Raw genomic sequence first — 16,749 nt, 5'->3', positions numbered from 1 at the left:
TGCCTTCGTCCACGGTCACTCAGGGTTGTCCGCGAGTGATCTCGCCGCCCGGACGCAGTGGGCGAGCGCCGCGCGGGCGTACGCGGGCGACGCACCCGCGAGTCCGCACGACGGCGTGAGCACCACCGAGTCCGCGAGCGAACCCGGATTCAGCCCCAGCCTGCGCCACAGCGTCCTGACACCCATGACGCTACCGGCAGGGTCTGACAATGGGCCGTCCACGCCGGGCACGACACCGGCGACGAGTCGCAGACCGCCCTCGACGGACTCCCCGATGGCCTCGTCGTCACGCTCGGTGAGCAGCGAGAAGTCGAAGGAGACCGCGTCGGCGCCGGCCCGGCGCAGGAGGGCGAACGGCACGTCGGGGGCGCACGAGTGGACGAGCCGGGGGCCGTCGTCGATCACGCCCATGACGTCCCGCAGCGCGCTCTCGACGATCTGCCGGTCGACGGCGCGGTGCGTGCGGTACTCGCTGGCGGTCTTGATCTGTCCGCGCAGCACGGCGATGAGCGAGGGCTCGTCGAGCTGGAGCGCCACCTGGGCGCCGGGCACCCGGCGGCGTACGTCGGCGAGGTGGGCGCGCAGGCCCTCGGCGAGGGAGGCGGCGAGGTCGCGGCAGGCGCCGAGGTCGGAGAGCGCGGCCTCCCCGTTCCGGAGCTCCAGTGCGGCGGCGAGGGTCCAGGGCCCGACGGCCTGCACCTTGAGCGGGCCCTCGTACCCCTGCGTGAACTCCTCGAGGGCGTCGAGGTCCTCGCCGAGCCAGGACCGGGCGCGCTTGGTGTCACGGCCGGGCCGGTCGCCGATCCGCCAGCCGCTGGGCTCCACGCGCGCGTAGAGGTCGACCAGCATCCCCGCGGTACGGCCGATCATGTCGGCGCCGGGGCCGCGCGCGGGCAGCTCGGCGAGGAACGGCATCCCCTGCTCGGGGCCCTCGAAGTTGCCGGTCACGGTCTTGGCGGCCTCGCGGGCATCGCCACCGGGCATCGAACCGACGCCCGTGGCCGGCCCCCACCTGAAGTCGCTCTTTTCACTCACCCAGGAAGGGTACGTAACGCCGGCCACCGGGCGGGCGGCACGTCAGCGGCCGGGGCGCACCGTCAGGTCGTTGACCTCGGCGTCGCGCGGGAGGTCGAGCGCCATGAGGATCGTCGTGGCGATCGACTCGGGGTCGATCCAGCGCTCCGGGTCGTACTCCTTGCCCTCCTGCTGGTGCACCTTGGCCTGCATGGCGCTCGCGGTGCGGCCCGGGTAGACGGACGTGACGCGCACGCCGTTGCCGTGCTCCTCCTCGCGCAGCGCGTCCGCGAGGCCCTTCAGACCGTGCTTGGAGGCGCCGTACGCGGACCAGCCAGCGTGGGCGTTGAGCCCGGAGCCCGAGTTCACGAAGATCACGTGCCCCTGGGCGACGCGGAGTTGGGGCAGGAAGTGGCGGGTCAGCTCGGCCGGGGCGATGAGGTTCACGTTGAGCTGGTTGCGCCACGACTTCGGGGTGAGCTCCCCGACCTTGCCCAGGTCGACGACGCCGGCGATGTGCAGCAGCGAGTCGATCCGGTCGGGCAGCGTCTGGTGCGAGAACGCCCAGGACAGCTTGTCCGGGTCGGAGAGGTCGCCGACGAGCGTCCGGGCGCCGGGGTACTCGGCGGCGAGCTCCTTGGCGCGGCCCGCGTCGCGCGCGTGGAGGAAGATTTCGTCCCCGCGTTCGTGCAGGCGGCGGGCGACGGCGGCGCCGATTCCGGAACCGGCGCCGGTGATCACATGTGTAGCCATGCCCGCCATGCTCGCACTACTCGATGCCGCGCGACTCTTCGAGGTAAGCCAGGGCGCCGACCGGCTCCTCAGCGAAGAAGACGAGGTCAGTGAGGGGGATCGGGAGAAAGCCCTCGTCCTCCATGCGCCGGAACTGTTCCTTCAGACCGTCGTAGAAGCCCTCGGAGTTGAGCAGCACGATCGGCTTGTCGGTCTTGCCGTGCTTCTTCAGCTCCAGGATCTCGGTGGCCTCGTCGAGCGTGCCGGTGCCGCCCACCATGATCACGACGGCGTCGGACTTCTCCAGGAGCAGCGCCTTGCGCTCCGCGAGGTCCTTGGCGATCACCATCTCGTCGGGCGCGGTGACCGCGCGCGCCTTGGCCGCGAGGAAGTCCACGGACACCCCGGTGAGCCGCCCGCCGGCCTCCGCCACGCCGTCGGCGACGACCTTCATGAGGCCGCTCTCCGAGCCGCCCCACACGAGCGTGTGCCCGCCCTTGCCGAGCAGTTCGGCGAATTCGCGGGCGGGGCGGGTGTAGCGCTCGTCGAGGTCGGCGGCGGAGAGGAAGACGCAGATGTTCATGCCCCTACGGTACGGGCCGCCACTGACAGCGATCCGCGGCCGCCTCCGGGAAGAACCCGCCCGCTGTGAGCGCCGCACAGCCGTGACTCAAGGACACCCGATCACCGGACCGAGCTGCTTACACCCTCGAACACGACTACGCACTGCCCCTTCAAGGGCGACGCGACCTACTTCTTCGAGACGCAGGTCGGCGCCGCGTAGCCACGCGCGCGTGGTCGAATGAGGAGGTACACGGCGCACGGCGGAGGGTGAGGCGACATGACTCACGGAGACGGACGGCAGAACGTTCCGACGGGAGGGTTCGGCGGTCCCCCGCCGCCCTTCGCTCCGGCGCCCCCGCCCCACCCTCCGACGGCCCCGCCGCCGCCCTCGCACGCGCCCGCGCCGCCCGCCGCCGCCCCGGCCCCGATGGCTCCCCCGGCGGGTCCCGCCGGACCGGAGTTCGTGGCCGCCGACCAGCACAACGGCATGGTCGTGGACGTGGACGGGCTGCACTTCGAGCAGGGGCCGCACGCCATCGACCTGCCGTGGTCGCACGTCCGCACGGCGCACTTCCAGCCGATGCCGTCCGGGGTGTTCGTCACGGCCTCGATGTCGGACGGCGCCGTCTACACCTGCCAGGTGCAGGCCCGGAAGAAGGCGCAGGCGTCCGAGTGGTGCGGGCAGTTGGGTGCCGTGCTGCAGTACTACTTGCAGCGCAGGGTCTAGAGGCCGACGGTCCTAGACGGCCGCCGCGACCCGCTCCGTGGTGGCGATGGTCGCCGAGCCCACCACGCGCGTGCCGTCGTACAGCACGATCGCCTGGCCGGGGGCGACGCCGCGGACGGCCTGCGTGAAACGGACCCGCAGCTCGTCGTCGACCAGTTCCGCGGACACCTCGGTCTCGCCGCCGTGCGCGCGCAGTTGGGCGGTGTACGTGCCGGGGCCCACAGGCGCGGCGCCGCACCAGCGGGGCTTGATGGCGGTGAGCGCCGTGACGTCGAGGGCCTCCGCCGGGCCCACCGTCACGGTGTTGTCCACCGGGGAGATGTCCAGGACGTAGCGCGGCTTGCCGTCGGGCGCCGGCCTGCCGATCCGCAGGCCCTTGCGCTGGCCGATGGTGTAGCCGAAGGCGCCCTCGTGGGTGCCCAGCTTCTCTCCGGACTCGTCGACGATGTCGCCCTCGGCCTTGCCGAGGCGGTTCGCGAGGAAGCCCTGGGTGTCACCGTCGGCGATGAAGCAGATGTCGTGGGAGTCGGGCTTCTTGGCGACCGCGAGGTCGCGGCGCTCGGCCTCCGCGCGGATCTCTTCCTTGGTCGTCTCCGTGTCGCCCAGCGGGAACATCGCGTGGGCGAGCTGGCGGTCGTCCAGGACGCCGAGGACGTAGCTCTGGTCCTTGGCCATGTCGGCGGCGCGGTGCAGCTCGCGCTCGCCCTTCTCGTTGACGATCACCTGCGCGTAGTGGCCCGTGCAGACCGCGTCGAAGCCGAGGGCGAGCGCCTTGTCGAGGAGCGCGGCGAACTTGATCTTCTCGTTGCAGCGCAGGCACGGGTTCGGCGTGCGGCCCGCCTCGTACTCCGCGATGAAGTCCTCGACGACGTCCTCGCGGAAGCGCTCGGCGAGGTCCCAGACGTAGAACGGGATGCCGATGACGTCGGCGGCGCGGCGCGCGTCGCGGGAGTCCTCGATGGTGCAGCAGCCGCGGGCGCCGGTGCGGAACGATTGCGGGTTCGCCGAGAGCGCGAGATGCACGCCGGTCACGTCGTGGCCCGCTTCTGCGGCGCGGGCCGCCGCGACGGCGGAGTCCACGCCGCCGGACATGGCGGCCAGGACACGGAGGGGGCGGTCGGCGGGAAGCATCGAGGTCTGCGAAGTCATAGCACTAACAGGGTACGGGCCCGCGGGAACCGAATCGGCCGGAGATGCGTTGTGGATCTCGTACGGGAATGACGGGGGCGTCGCATGGCGAACAAGAAGGCCGGTTCGGGGAAGGGCCGCGGCGGGGACGGTGATCGCGGGATCAGCCGCCGGACCCTGATCATCGGCGGGGCCGCCTCGGCGGTGGGCGTCGGGTTGCTCGCGCGCGGCGATCTCGCCCGCATGTGGTGGCAGATGCCGGGGGTCGACAAGCCGCGCAAGGCCGGTGCGGTGGACTTCAAGGGCGCGGAGTGGGTGGCCGCCGCGGCGGCGAACTGGCGGCGGGCGGACCGCCCTGCCGACTACTCGGTCGACCGCGTCATCATTCACGTCACCCAGGGCAGCTACCAGGGCACGTTGAAGGTCTTCAAGGACCCGTGGCACGGGGCGGCCGCGCACTATGTGGTCCGGCAGGACGGGCACATCGCGCAGATGATCCGGGAGCTGGACGTCGCGTTCCACGCCGGGAACCGGGAGTACAACGAACGCAGTGTCGGCATCGAGCACGAGGGCTTCGTGGACCGGCCGCAGGACTTCACAGACGCGATGTACGAGGCGTCCGCGCGGCTCACCGCCCGGATATGCAGGCGCTACGAGATGCCGGTCGACCGGGAGCACATCATCGGGCACGTCGAGGTGCCGGGCACCGACCACACCGACCCGGGGCGGCACTGGGACTGGGACCGGTACATACGCCTGGTGAAGGCGGCGTACGAGCGGGACGGCTCGGCGAAGGCGTAACAGCGCCCTACGAGAGCCCCGCGGACCTCGCGCGCTCCACCACGGGACCGATCGCCGTCGCCACCGCTTCCACATCGGCCTTCGTCGTCGTGTGGCCGAGGGAGAAGCGGAGCGTGCCGCGCGCCAGGTCCGGGTCCGTGCCGGTGGCCAGCAGGACGTGGCTCGGCTGGGCCACGCCCGCGGTGCAGGCCGAGCCCGTGGAGCACTCGATGCCCTGCGCATCCAGGAGCAGCAGGAGCGAGTCGCCCTCGCAGCCGGGGAACGTGAAGTGGGCGTTGGCGGGCAGTCGGCCACCGGGCGCCGGGTCGCCGCCGAGGATCGCCTCGGGGACGGCGGTGCGCACGGCGGTGACCAGGTCGTCCCGGAGCACGCCGATCTCCCGGGCGAACCACTCGCGCTGCTCGGTCGCGATCCGGCCGGCCGTGGCGAAGGCCGCGATCGCGGGGACGTCGAGCGTGCCGGAGCGGACGTGCCGCTCCTGGCCGCCGCCGTGCAGCACGGGGACCGGGCTGTACTCGCGGCCGAGGAGCAGCGCGCCGATGCCGTACGGGCCGCCGACCTTGTGGCCCGACACGGTCATCGCGGCGAGCCCGGAGGCGGCGAAGTCGACCGGGAGCTGCCCGTAGGCCTGCACCGCGTCGGCGTGCAGCGGGATGTCGAACTCCCCTGCCACATCGGCGAGTTCGCGCACGGGCTGGATCGTGCCGATCTCGTTGTTCGCCCACATGACCGTGGCGAGCGCGAGGTCGTCGGGGTTGCGCTCGATCGCCTCGCGCAGCGCCTCGGCGGACACGCGGCCGTACGCGTCGACGGGCAGGTACTCCACCGTCGCGCCCTCGTGCTCGGCGAGCCAGTGCACGGCGTCGAGCACGGCGTGGTGCTCGACGGGGCTGGCGAGGACGCGGGTGCGGGCCGGGTCGGCGGCGCGGCGCGCCCAGTACAGGCCCTTGACGGCGAGGTTGTCGGCCTCGGTGCCGCCGGAGGTGAACACGACCTCGCTGGGCCGGGCGCCGAGCGACTCGGCGAGGGTCTCGCGGGACTCCTCGACGGTGCGCCGGGCGCGGCGTCCCGCGGCGTGCAGGGACGAGGCGTTGCCGGTGACGGCGAGCTGGGCGGTCATCACCTCGACCGCCTCCGGGAGCATCGGAGTGGTCGCGGCGTGGTCGAGGTAAGCCATGGTGGGCTCGATTCTACGAGCCCACGTGTGCGCGTTTGACGGTCAGCCCGTGATGCTCCAGGACATCGTGCCGTCGGCGGCGATCAGGGCGCCGAGCACGACGAGGTCGGCGAGGCCGAGACCGAGCCCGAGGAGGGCGCGGCCGCGCCGCTCGGTGCCGCGCCACAGGGCGACGGACGCGAGGACGATCGCGACGGGGCCGAGGAAGACGTTCATGACGAGCAGCCCGACCAGGCCGAGGACGAACGAGGCGACGGCCATGCCGTCGGTGTCCCGCCGTCCGGTGGGACGGGCCTGTGACCTGGGCGTCGTCTGCGGTTCTGCGGTGAGTTGCACGGTGATACCCCCTGAGTGCGTGAACTGCTGAACGTGAACTGCGGAAGGTGAACCGCTGGGTTCAGTACTGGTGCCTGCGGCGCGCGTGGCGCTCGCGGACCGCGAAGACGGCCAGCCAGACGCCGATGACGGCGGCCGCGACGAGCGTGATCGGAAGCGGGGCGTGGGCCACGGTGCCGAGCGCGAAGCCCAGCAGTAGGAGGGCCGCAACGAGGAACAGCATGGAAGCCTCTCGGAAAGTTGGGTTACAACTGTTCACTGACCATTGAGTCTAGCTCGCGACTCGACTTCCCCATTACGGAGAACAGTTGTTAACTGGATGACATGAGTCACACTCTCGGCGCCCGTCAGGCGCAGAAGCAGAAGACCCGACAGGCGCTCCTGGACGCGGCGTTGGGGCTGCTGGAGGACCAGAGCCTCAGCAGCCTCGGCCTGCGCGAGGTGACGCGCACCGTGGGCGTGACCCCGACCGCGTTCTACCGACACTTCGACAGCACGGCCGACCTCGGAGTGGCCCTGGTCGAGGAGGCGCTCGGCAGCCTGCACGCGGTGATCCGCGACGCGCTGACGGCGACGTGGGACAGCGACGAGCGCATCACGCGCACCGTCGAGCTGATCGCCCGCCATGTGCACGCATACCCCGCCCACGTCCGCTTCATCGCGCGCGAGCGGCACGGCGGAGTGCAGCGGGTGCGGGAGGCGATCGGCGAGCAGCTCGGGCAGTTCGCCGACGAGGTGCGCGAGGCGCTCCGGCACGATCCCGGCGCGGCGGGCTGGAGCGAGGAGGATCTGCGGATGCTGGCGAACCTGTACGTCGACCACATGCTGGTGACGGCATCGGTGCTGCTCACGACGGCTGCCGAGGACTTCGATCAGGCGGCGGACCGGGCCGGGCGTCAGCTGCGGCTCGTCAGCATCGGACGAAAGCACTGGCTCGATGCGTCATGAGCAACTAGCGTTACGGTCATGACAGCAGCCGACTGGAACCTCGACCGAAGCTTCTCCGGCTCGTCCGGCCAGATCCGCTGGACGTCACTCGGGCCGGCCGACGCGCCGCCCGTCGTCCTCGTCCACGGCACGCCGTTCTCCTCGTACGTCTGGCGGCAGCCGGCCCGCGCGCTCGCGCGTCAACACCGCGTCTACGTATGGGATCTGCCGGGCTACGGCGCCTCGGAGACGAGCCCCGGGCAGGACCTCTCGCTCGACACGCAGGCCCGCGTCCTGACCGAACTCCTCGACCACTGGGGCCTCACGGGCGAGGGGCGGCGCCCCACCGTCGTGGGCCACGACTTCGGCGGCTGCGTCGCGCTGCGCGCGCATCTGGTGCACGGCGCCGCGTACGCCCGCCTCGCCCTGGTCGACCCGGTGGCGATCCGGCCGTGGGGCTCCCCCACGTACCGGCTGCTCGCCGAGCACGCCGACGTGTTCCGGCAGTTGCCACCCGATCTGCACGAGGCGCTCGTGCACCGCTACATCGCCTCCGGCAGCCACCACGGGCTGCACCCCGAGACGCACGCGCGCGTGGTCGCGCCCTGGCTGACCGAGGCCGGCAAGGAGTCCTTCTACCGGCAGATCGAGCAGAACCCCCTGTGGGCCGCCACGGACGACATCCAGGGCCGGTACGGGGAGTTGGACCTGCCCGTCCTGGTCGCCTGGGGCGCCGAGGACAGCTGGATCCCGGTCGAGCGGGCGCACGAGCTGGCCAAGCTGATCCCCGGCGCCGAGCTGCGGATCATCGAGGGCGCCGGGCACCTCGTCCAGGAGGACGCGCCCGCGGAACTCGCCACTGTACTGGGCGAGTTCCTGCGTACGGCCCCCTGAGGAGCGTCAGCCGAGGCGGACGCGCGCGAGCTGGCGGGACTGGGCCACCAGGCGGTCCTTCGCGTCCCAGACCTCGGCGTCCTCCTCCAGGAAGCCGCCGGCCAGGTTCCGCGTGGTGATCGACACACGGACGGGGCCGGGGGCCGGGCGGCAGCGCACGTGGACGGTCAGTTCGACCGTCGGCACCCAGCCCTTGAGGCCCATCTCGAAGGCGGTCGGCGGCAGCGCGTCCACCGCGAGCAGCAGCGACAGCGGGTCCATGTCACGACCGTCGGCGAGGCCGAACCAGGCGCGCATCTCGCCCTTGCCGGACGGCGCGCCGAGCGCCCAGCCCAGCGTGGCCGGGTCGAGCTTCAGGTGCAGCCGGTCGGAGATCGCGGAGCTGCCGGGCACGGGCGGCGCACCCTCGGGAGCGTCGCCCGCGCCGAAGCACTGCTCGGCGGGCGGCATGACGGGCGGCTCGGCGCTCGTGCGCACGTCGTCGGGGAGCGCGTCCAGGTCGCCGTACGAGGCGATGACCCGGATCCGCTCGACCTCGCTGCCGTCCTCCGCGTACTGGAAGAGGGAGGCCTGGCCCGTGGAGAGGGTGCGACCCGAGCGGGCCACGTCGGTCCTGATCACGGCGGGGCCCGGCGCGGACGCGGTCAGGTAGTGCGCCGAGACCGTGAACGGGTCGTCGTGCGGCAACGCGTCCGCGAGGGCGCGGCCGAGCACGGCGAGGAGGTAGCCGCCGTTGAGGGCGTTGATGATCGTCCAGCCCGCGGAGAGGTCGATGTCGTAGACCCCGGGCTCGCCCGCGCGCCGGGTGACGGCGGTGTCGCGGTCGAACTCGCTGTCACCGATGGTCGCCGGGCGACTCTGCGTGGATACTGCGTCTGCCATACCCGGAAACGTACAACAGGAAATTACTAAGCGGTAGCTTTCGTCGTCCCCCGGTCCCCGGCTACGGCGTCTCCTCCGTCACTTCCACCCCGGCCGACCTGCGGTTCCATGCGCGCGGCGCCCGCCAGTGGTAGCGCATCGCGAGCAGCCTCAGGAGGAACGCGGTGAGCACCGCGAGGGCGCTGGTGAGCCCGTCCAGGGCGTCGAGATGGATGCACAGGACGACGATCCCGGCGCCGACCATGGCGGGCACCGCGTACAGGTCGCGGTCCCAGCGCACGAGCGAGGGCACCTCGTTGGCGATGATGTCGCGCAGCACACCGCCGCCGACGGCGGTGGCGAGGCCGAGAGCCGCGGACGCGGTGAGGCCGAGCCCGTAGTCGTACGCCTTCGTCGTGCCCGTGACACAGAACAGGCCGAGGCCCGCCGCGTCGAAGACGTTCACCGCCGCCTGGGTGCGCTCGACCTCCGGGTGCAGGAAGAAGACGAGCGCCGCGGCGATCAGCGGCGTGACGAAATAGCCGAGGTCGGTGAACGCGGCCGGTGGCACGGCGCCGATGACCAGGTCACGGAACACCCCTCCGCCCAGCGCGGTGACCTCCGCGAGCGCGGCGATCCCGAAGACGTCCCAGTTCTTGCGGACGGCCATCAGGGCGCCGGAGATCGCGAAGACAAAGATCCCGATGAGGTCGAGCCAATGCTGGACGGAGGGACTGAACAGTTCCTGAAGCACGCGACATTCTTACCTGTCGCGTGTGCGGGGGATCTACAGACTCGGCTTGCCCGTCGTGAACAGCCAGGTGTCGAACAGGTCGTCGAGCTGCTGCCCGGAGACCCGCTCGGCGAGGGCGATGAACTCGTCCGTGTTCGCGTTCGAGTAGCGGTGCAGGCGCGTCCACTGCGGGAGCAGCTTGAAGAACGCCTTGTCGCCGATGCGCTCGCGCAGCATCTGGAGCGTCATCGCGCCGCGCTGGTAGACGGCCGAGGCGAACATTGTGTCGCGCTGCGGGTCGCCGGGCTTGACCTGCCAGAACGTGGAGTTCGCGGGCCGCGAGTCGTAGCCCGCGAGGAAGGAGTCGTGGGCGGAGGCGCCGCCCTTGTGCTCGGTCCACAGCCACTGGGCGTACGTCGCGAACCCCTCGTTGAGCCAGATGTTCTTCCACTGCTCGACGGAGACCGAGTCACCGAACCACTGGTGGGCCAGCTCGTGCACGATCGTCGACTCGGAGCGGACGGCCGAGTAGATCGGCTTGGACTGGGTCTCCAGGGAGAACCCGGCCTGCGGCATGTCGTCGACGATCGCGCCGGTCTCCTCGAAGGGGTACGGGCCGAAGACCCGCGACCAGTAGTCGGTGGCCTCTGCGGTCACGGCGTAGACGTCGACGTTGTTGCTGTTGGCGAGGACCGGGTCGATGGCCACGTAGACGGGGATGCCGCCGGCCGTCTTTCCGGTCTTCACGTCGAACTTGCCGATGGTGGCGGTCGCGAGATACGTCGCCATGGGCTTGGTCTCGCGCCAGTGGTGGACGGTCCGCTTGCCCTTGTCGGTGTCGTACGTGTCGACGAGACGGCCGTTCGATACGCCGGTAAGACCCTTCGGAGCCTTGATCTTGATGTCGTACGTGGCCTTGTCCGACGGGTGGTCGCTGGACGGGAACCAGGTGGAGGCGGCGTTCGGCTCGCAGGCGACGAAGACGCCGTCCCCCGTCTTCATCCAGCCGTAGTCCGAGCCGAAGACGATGGGGCCGCTGAGGGGTTCGGGCACGCCGCCGTACGTGACGGTCGTGGTGAAGGTGTTGCCCTTGCGGATCGAGGCCCGGGGCGTGATGCGCAGTTCGTCGCCGCTGCGCGTGAAGTCGGCGCGTCTGCCGTTCACTTCGACCTTGGTGACGGTCAGCTTCTGCAGGTCGAGGTCGAAGGCGGAGAGGTTCTGGGTGGCGCGCGCGGTGAGGGTCGTGCGGCCGTCGAGGCGGTCGGTGTCGGGGTTGTAGTCGACGTCGAGGGCGTAGTGCCGGGCGTCGAAGCCGCCGTTGCCGAGCTGCGGGAAGTACGGGTCGCCGACGCCGTCGGAGCCGGGGGTGGGGGCGGGGGCGGCGGCTATCAGGCAGAAGGAGGCGGCGGCTACGGTGAGCGCGGCCAGGCGTGCCGAACGGGATAGTGCCATGGGGCGTCCCTTCGAGCGGGTTCCGGTGTAACGGACAGCGGAACTCTGCCGCGAGGGGGGTCGGCGTGTACATGACCCTTTCGGACCATACGCGGAACCGGCGTTACAGCCTCGGGGCTCCGCCCCGGACCCCGCTCCTCAAACGCCGGAGGGGCTCGATAGATCAAGCCCCTGCGGCGATTGAGCAGCGGGGTCCGGGGCGGAGCCCCGTGCGGTGCGGCTAAGCCGGCTTCTCGTCCTCCGGCGGAGCCACCGCCTTCGGGACCGTGATCACGTCGATCGCCTCCTTCGCGACGGCGAGGAGCTTCGTGTCCTGCGGCGCCTGGTCGGGGGCGTTCTCCGGGTGGTGGCAAGCCACCTGGTGGCCCGTGCCGAGCTGGAGCAGCGGCGGCTCCTTCGTCTTGCAGATCTCCGTCGCCTTCCAGCACCGCGTGTGGAAACGGCAGCCGGTGGGCGGGTCGATCGGCGAGGGGACGTCGCCGCGCAACAGGATGCGCTCGCTCTTGGCGCCGCGCCGCTTGGGGTCGGGCACCGGGACGGCCGAAAGCAGCGCCTTCGTGTACGGGTGCATCGGCGTCGTGTACAGGTCGTCGCGGTCCGCCAACTCGACGATCTTTCCGAGGTACATGACCGCGATCCGGTCGGAGACGTGCCGGATGACCGACAGGTCGTGCGCGATGATCACGTACGTGAGGCCGAGCTCGTCCTGGAGGTCGTCCAGGAGGTTGACCACCTGGGCCTGGATGGAGACGTCGAGCGCCGAGACCGGCTCGTCCGCCACCACGAGCTTCGGGCGCAGGGCCAACGCCCGTGCGATGCCGATGCGTTGACGCTGGCCGCCGGAGAACTCGTGCGGGTAGCGGTTGTAGTGCTCGGGGTTGAGGCCGACCTTCTCCAGGAGCTCCTGGACCGCCTTGCGCACACCGCCCTCCGGCTTGACGCCCTGGAGGCGGAAGGGCGTGCCGACGATCGTGCCGATGTTGTGGCGCGGGTTCAGCGAGGAGTACGGGTCCTGGAAGATCATCTGGACGTCGCGGCGCAGCGGGCGCATGCCACCGGTGCTCAGGTGGGTGATGTCCTGGCCCTCGAACTCGACGCGCCCGCGCGTGGGTTCGAGCAGCCGCGTGATCAGCCGGCCCATGGTCGACTTGCCGCAGCCGGACTCGCCCACGACGCCGAGCGTCTCACCGGCACGGACGTCGAAGGAGAGCCCGTCGACCGCCTGCACGGCGGCGACCTGCCGCTTCAGCAGGCCCTTGCGGATGGGGAAGTGCTTGACCAGGCCGTCGACCTTGAGCAGCGGCTCACCGACCGCCGGGTCCGGAGAGGTCGTCGCCTGCTCGGGGATCGTAGGGGGCGTCATCTCGGTGTCAGGTCCTTTGGCGTCCGTCACAGCTTCGGCGCAATCTCTTCGTTCCAGATCCGCTCGCGCTCCTCGCCCGACATGTGGCAGGCGGAGAAGTGTCCGGAGCCGACCTCCCGCAGTTCGGGGCGCTCGGTGCGCGTGACGTTGTCCTTGGGCACGTCCGCGTACGGGCAGCGCGGGTTGAAGGCGCAGCCGCTCGGCAGGTTGATGAGGCTCGGCGGGGAACCCTTGACCGGCGTGAGCCGCTCGCCCTGGTCCCGGTCGATGCGCGGCATCGAGCCCAGCAGGCCCCAGGTGTAAGGGTGTTGGGGTGTGGTGAAGACCTGCTCCGCCGTGCCGCGTTCGACGCAGCGGCCGCCGTACATGACCAGCAGCTCGTCGGCCATCTCCGCGACGACCCCGAGGTCGTGCGTGATCATGATGACGGCGGAGCCGAACTCCTTCTGCAGATCGCGGATCAGGTCGAGGATCTGCGCCTGCACGGTCACGTCGAGCGCGGTGGTCGGCTCGTCGGCGATGAGGAGTTCGGGGTTGTTGACCAGCGCCATCGCGATCATCGCGCGCTGTCGCATGCCGCCCGAGAACTCGTGCGGATAGGAGTCCACCCGCTTGTCCGGCTGGGGGATGCCGACCCGGTCGAGCATCTCGATCGCCCGCTTGCGCGCGACCTTCTTGTCCACGTTGTGGTGGACCCGGTAGGCCTCCACGATCTGCTTGCCGATCGTGTAGTACGGGTGCAGGGCCGACAGCGGATCCTGGAAGATCATCGCCATCTCGCGGCCGCGCAGCCGGCGCACCTTGTCCGTCGGGGAGGACAGCAGCTCCTCCCCGTCCAGCCAGATCTCACCGGAGACCTGCGCGCGGCGCTTGGAGTACTGGCCGACCGTGTGCAGGCCCATGATGCCGAGCGAGGTCACGGACTTGCCGGAGCCCGACTCGCCCACGATGCCGAGGGTCCGGCCCTTCTCCAGCGAGAAGTTCAGGCCGTCGACGGACTTCACGAGCCCGTCGTCGGTGGGGAAGTGGACCTTGAGGTCACGGACCTCGAGGAAGGCGGTCGACGGCCGGGAGTCGGCCGCGAACGGCTCGCCCACGACGGTCCCGGTGTTGCTCTGCTCGCTCATCCCAGCCTCACTCGGGGGTCGATCACGGCGTACATCATGTCGACGACGAGGTTCGCGATGGCGATGGCCAGCGACATGACCAGGGTGACCCCCAGGATCACCGGGAGGTCCTTCGCCTCGACGGCGTTGACGGCTTCGAAGCCGACGCCCTTCAGACCGAAGGTCGACTCCGTCAGGATGGCGCCGCCCATCAGCACGCCCAGGTCGAGACCGAAGACGGTGAGAATCGGCGTCATCGTGGAGCGCAGGGCGTGCCGGGTGATGACGGACCGTTCACCGAGGCCCTTGGAGCGGGCGGTGCGGATGTAGTCCTCGCCCATCACCTCGAGCATGGTGGCCCGGGTGAGGCGGGCGTACATCGCCGCCTGAAGGAAGGCCAGCGCGATCCAGGGCAGGATCAGTGTCTCGATCCAGGTACCGATGGACTGGTCGCTCGACAAGCTGTCGCTGATCTTGATGAGCCCCAGGCTGTGGACGAAGATGCCCATCATCACCATGCCGGTGAAGAAGATCGGCATGGAGACGCCGGAGAGCGCGGCGATCATCGCGCTGCGGTCCCAGATGGTGCCCCGCTTCAGCGCGGAGACGACACCCACGGCCACGCCGCCGACCAGCCACAGGACGCAGGCGCCCGCGGCGAGCGCCACGGTCACCGGCAGGGCGGAGGTGATGGTGTTCCAGACCGGCTCCTCCGTACGGAAGGAGTAGCCGAGGCACGGCGCGGGACAGTGGGTCACACTGCCGCCGGAGACATAGTCCCGGCCCATCGGGATCGCCCTGACGAAGTCCCAGAACTGCACCAGCAGCGGGTCGTTGAGCCCGAGCTTGACGCGGATGCCCGCAAGCTGCTCCGGCGATGTGGCCTTGCCCGCGAAGAGCGTGGCGACGTCCTGCCCGGACCACTTCGGCAGCAGGAAGAAGATGGCGAACGTCGTCAGAAGGACGATCAGCACCATCACAATGACGGCGCTCAGGCGCCGGATGAGGTAAGCAAGCACTGTGCGCGGCCCCTGGGGGCGGCCGGACCTCGGGTTACGGGGTCCGACCGCCTGCCGGGACCATCACCTGCCCTTCGGACTGGTGGGTGTCGGCTGGGATTTCAGCGAGTCGGTCGCTGCTACTTCGTCACGCCGAGCTTGGCGTAGTCGTAGCGGCCGCTCCAGGCGGGAGCCGAGTAGGCGTTCGTCAGACGCGGGCCGCGCCAGGTGATGTTGGCCTCGTAGATGAACGGCATCCAGTAGGCCTCGTCCAGGATCCGGTGACCCATGTCGGTGTAGATGCTCTTCGCCTCGGCCTTGTCGGTCGTCTTCAGCGCGTCGTCGAACATCTTGTCGATCTTCGGGTCGTCGATCTGCGACTCGTTGTAGTTGCCGGTCTTCTGGATGAAGCGGCTGTCCCACAGCGGCTGGCCGAAGCCCTGGCCGGTGTTGAAGTCCGGGCCCCAACCGCTCATCGTCATGCCGTAGCCGCGCTCCTTGACCTTCTTCAGGTCGCCGGAGATGGAGGAGGCGTCGGCACCGGAGAAGGTGTCGATGGTCAGCTTGATGCCGACCTTGCCGAGCTGCTCCTGCAGCGCCTCGGCGGCGTCCTCCTCACCGGGCTGGTCGCTGCGCGCGGTCAGCACGGTCGAGAAGCCGCTCGGCTTGCCGCACTTCTTCAGCGCGTCCTTGGCCTTGGCGACGTCCGGCTTGCCCTTGCGCTCCACCACGCCGTACGGGTCGTACGAGTCGTCGTGGCCCGGAACCGCCTTCGGGAAGGGGTTGTTGGCGATCTTGCCGGCCGCGACCTCGCCACCACGCGTCTGCTGCAGGCTCTTGAAGTCGGTGGCGTAGAAGACGGCCTTGCGGCAGTCGACGTTGTCCATCGGCTTGGTCGTGGTGACCAGGGCCACGTAACGGACGAACGGCGTCTGCATGTTGTCGACGTCGGCCCGGTTGTCCGTCACGGCGGTGGTCCGGCCGGACTGGGTCATGCCGGTGCCGTTGAGGTCGACGTCGTACTCGCCGGCCATCAGGTTCTTGTCGTTCTCTTCGAGGTTCTTGTTGATCGCGACCGTGATCTTGTCCGGCAGCGCGGGGTTGTTCGGGTCCGAGGCCTTCTTCCACGCCTTGTTGCGGACCAGCACGATCGACTTGTTCGCCTTGTGCGACTGAACCTTGTACGGACCGTTGGCCAGCGGCTTGGTCGTGTACTTCTCCCGAGTGTCCGCCGACTGCTTCACGGCGGAGCCGGACGGCATGGCGAGCATCTGCTCGAAGTCGCTGTTGGGCTGCGGCAGATGGAAGACGATGGTGCTGTCGTCGGGCGTGTCGATGGCCTTAAGGCCGAGCTTGTCCTTGGACTTGTCCTTGTACGGGCCCTTGTACTCGCCCTTGGGGTCGAGCGCCTGCTTCAGGTACACCGGACCGCCGGTGATGACGTCGTCGGCCCAGATGCGCTCGATGCCGTACTTGATGTCCTTGGAGGTCAGCTTCGAGCCGTCCTCCCACGTGAGCCCGTCCCGCAGCTTGTACGTGTAGGTCTTGCCGTCGTCGGAGACCTCGGCCATGCCCTTCGCCATGTCGGGGACCAGCGCGTTGCCCGCGGCGCCCGGCTTGGTGTCGTACGTCACCAGCGTGCGGTTGTAGAACCGCATGAAGTCCCACGCCATGCCGAAGTAGGCGCGCTGCGGGTCGAAGCTGTCCAGGTCCTGCTTGGCGACCATGCGGAGCGTGCCGCCCTTTGTGGTCGACTTGTTGGCGATCTTGCCTATGGCGGCGTTGTAGCCGGCGCCCTTCGACTCGTTGTCGCTGTCGTCGCCACCGCCGCAGGCGGTGACGGTGAGCGCCGACGCGGCCACGAGGGCAGCGGCGGCCATCATCCGTCGACTCTGGAAACCTTTGGGCATTCTTCTCGCATCCTCCGGGATTCGCG

General features: G+C 70.1%; 18 protein-coding genes and 1 pseudogene. 5 read left to right on the top strand and 14 right to left on the bottom strand.

What is annotated here, in order from left to right; all coding sequences use genetic code 11:
• Positions 1-15 precede the first annotated feature (15 nt).
• From ACIA8D_RS02805 to ACIA8D_RS02795, 3 genes are read right to left on the bottom strand one after another with little or no spacing between them, the layout of a single operon-like run.
• Complete coding sequence (locus ACIA8D_RS02805) at positions 16-1,035, bottom strand: methionine synthase (protein WP_399228120.1); 1,020 nt, start codon at positions 1,033-1,035, stop codon at positions 16-18.
• A 42-nt stretch (positions 1,036-1,077) separates the two neighbouring features.
• Positions 1,078-1,767, bottom strand: a complete 690-nt coding sequence (locus ACIA8D_RS02800) for an SDR family oxidoreductase (protein ID WP_399228119.1) — start codon at positions 1,765-1,767, stop codon at positions 1,078-1,080.
• Positions 1,768-1,783: 16 nt separating this feature from the next.
• The gene (locus tag ACIA8D_RS02795; RefSeq protein ID WP_399228118.1) at positions 1,784-2,329 is read right to left on the bottom strand and encodes a TIGR00730 family Rossman fold protein; all 546 of its coding nucleotides are present in this window, start codon (positions 2,327-2,329) and stop codon (positions 1,784-1,786) included.
• A gap of 99 nt (positions 2,330-2,428) precedes the next feature.
• Here ACIA8D_RS02795 and ACIA8D_RS02790 point away from each other — a divergent pair.
• A pseudogene (locus ACIA8D_RS02790) lies at positions 2,429-2,503 on the top strand (DUF427 domain-containing protein); the annotation flags it as partial.
• An 84-nt stretch (positions 2,504-2,587) separates the two neighbouring features.
• On the top strand, positions 2,588-3,037 hold the full coding sequence (locus tag ACIA8D_RS02785) for a hypothetical protein (RefSeq protein WP_399228117.1): 450 nt from the start codon (positions 2,588-2,590) through the stop codon (positions 3,035-3,037).
• 12 nt (positions 3,038-3,049) lie between these two features.
• Here the strand turns inward: ACIA8D_RS02785 and mnmA are convergent, their stop codons facing one another.
• Positions 3,050-4,186 carry a tRNA 2-thiouridine(34) synthase MnmA gene (mnmA, locus tag ACIA8D_RS02780; RefSeq protein WP_399228116.1) on the bottom strand — a complete coding sequence of 379 codons (1,137 nt, stop codon included), beginning with the start codon at positions 4,184-4,186 and terminating at the stop codon, positions 3,050-3,052.
• Between the two features lie 84 nt (positions 4,187-4,270).
• On the opposite strand from mnmA, the gene ACIA8D_RS02775 reads away from it, so the two are divergent.
• Complete coding sequence (locus ACIA8D_RS02775) at positions 4,271-4,966, top strand: N-acetylmuramoyl-L-alanine amidase (RefSeq protein ID WP_399228115.1); 696 nt, start codon at positions 4,271-4,273, stop codon at positions 4,964-4,966.
• Positions 4,967-4,973: 7 nt separating this feature from the next.
• Here the strand turns inward: ACIA8D_RS02775 and ACIA8D_RS02770 are convergent, their stop codons facing one another.
• The 3 genes from ACIA8D_RS02770 to ACIA8D_RS02760 all read right to left on the bottom strand — a co-directional run bounded on the left by ACIA8D_RS02770 (position 4,974) and on the right by ACIA8D_RS02760 (position 6,702).
• Positions 4,974-6,143 (bottom strand): cysteine desulfurase family protein, encoded by a 1,170-nt coding sequence (locus ACIA8D_RS02770; RefSeq protein WP_399228114.1) that lies wholly within the window; start codon positions 6,141-6,143, stop codon positions 4,974-4,976.
• A 42-nt stretch (positions 6,144-6,185) separates the two neighbouring features.
• Positions 6,186-6,479 (bottom strand): hypothetical protein, encoded by a 294-nt coding sequence (locus ACIA8D_RS02765; RefSeq protein WP_399228112.1) that lies wholly within the window; start codon positions 6,477-6,479, stop codon positions 6,186-6,188.
• Positions 6,480-6,540: 61 nt separating this feature from the next.
• The gene (locus tag ACIA8D_RS02760; protein WP_399228111.1) at positions 6,541-6,702 is read right to left on the bottom strand and encodes a hypothetical protein; all 162 of its coding nucleotides are present in this window, start codon (positions 6,700-6,702) and stop codon (positions 6,541-6,543) included.
• 101 nt (positions 6,703-6,803) lie between these two features.
• Between ACIA8D_RS02760 and ACIA8D_RS02755 the strand changes: the two genes are divergently transcribed.
• Together ACIA8D_RS02755 and ACIA8D_RS02750 are read left to right on the top strand one after the other, a co-directional pair.
• Positions 6,804-7,427, top strand: coding sequence for a TetR family transcriptional regulator (locus ACIA8D_RS02755; protein ID WP_399228110.1), 624 nt, complete (start codon positions 6,804-6,806; stop codon positions 7,425-7,427).
• Positions 7,428-7,445: 18 nt separating this feature from the next.
• The gene (locus ACIA8D_RS02750; protein ID WP_399228109.1) at positions 7,446-8,300 is read left to right on the top strand and encodes an alpha/beta fold hydrolase; all 855 of its coding nucleotides are present in this window, start codon (positions 7,446-7,448) and stop codon (positions 8,298-8,300) included.
• Between the two features lie 6 nt (positions 8,301-8,306).
• On the opposite strand, the gene ACIA8D_RS02745 is transcribed toward ACIA8D_RS02750, so the two are convergent.
• From ACIA8D_RS02745 to ACIA8D_RS02715, 7 genes are all read right to left on the bottom strand, one after another.
• Entirely contained in the window at positions 8,307-9,182 is an 876-nt protein-coding gene (locus ACIA8D_RS02745; RefSeq protein WP_399228108.1) for a thioesterase family protein, read from the bottom strand.
• 61 nt (positions 9,183-9,243) lie between these two features.
• On the bottom strand, positions 9,244-9,915 hold the full coding sequence (locus tag ACIA8D_RS02740; protein ID WP_399228107.1) for a trimeric intracellular cation channel family protein: 672 nt from the start codon (positions 9,913-9,915) through the stop codon (positions 9,244-9,246).
• A gap of 33 nt (positions 9,916-9,948) precedes the next feature.
• Complete coding sequence (locus tag ACIA8D_RS02735) at positions 9,949-11,346, bottom strand: M1 family metallopeptidase (protein ID WP_399228106.1); 1,398 nt, start codon at positions 11,344-11,346, stop codon at positions 9,949-9,951.
• A gap of 220 nt (positions 11,347-11,566) precedes the next feature.
• Entirely contained in the window at positions 11,567-12,709 is a 1,143-nt protein-coding gene (locus ACIA8D_RS02730; RefSeq protein ID WP_399228105.1) for an ABC transporter ATP-binding protein, read from the bottom strand.
• 26 nt (positions 12,710-12,735) lie between these two features.
• Positions 12,736-13,836 carry an ABC transporter ATP-binding protein gene (locus ACIA8D_RS02725; protein WP_399228104.1) on the bottom strand — a complete coding sequence of 367 codons (1,101 nt, stop codon included), beginning with the start codon at positions 13,834-13,836 and terminating at the stop codon, positions 12,736-12,738.
• Positions 13,833-14,834: an ABC transporter permease gene (locus tag ACIA8D_RS02720; RefSeq protein ID WP_399228103.1), complete on the bottom strand. Its 1,002-nt coding sequence runs from the start codon at positions 14,832-14,834 to the stop codon at positions 13,833-13,835. Before ACIA8D_RS02720 ends, ACIA8D_RS02725 begins: the two co-directional genes overlap by 4 nt.
• Before the next feature lie 119 nt (positions 14,835-14,953).
• A complete protein-coding gene (locus tag ACIA8D_RS02715) occupies positions 14,954-16,696 on the bottom strand; it encodes an ABC transporter substrate-binding protein (protein ID WP_399228101.1) in 1,743 nt (580 codons plus the stop codon).
• Positions 16,697-16,749 lie beyond the last annotated feature (53 nt).

Source organism: Streptomyces sp. NPDC051684 (genome assembly GCF_044453445.1).
GTDB lineage: Bacteria > Actinomycetota > Actinomycetes > Streptomycetales > Streptomycetaceae > Streptomyces.
The sequence above is the reverse complement of the archived record's forward strand: the minus strand, read 5'-3'. Positions and strand labels throughout refer to the sequence as shown.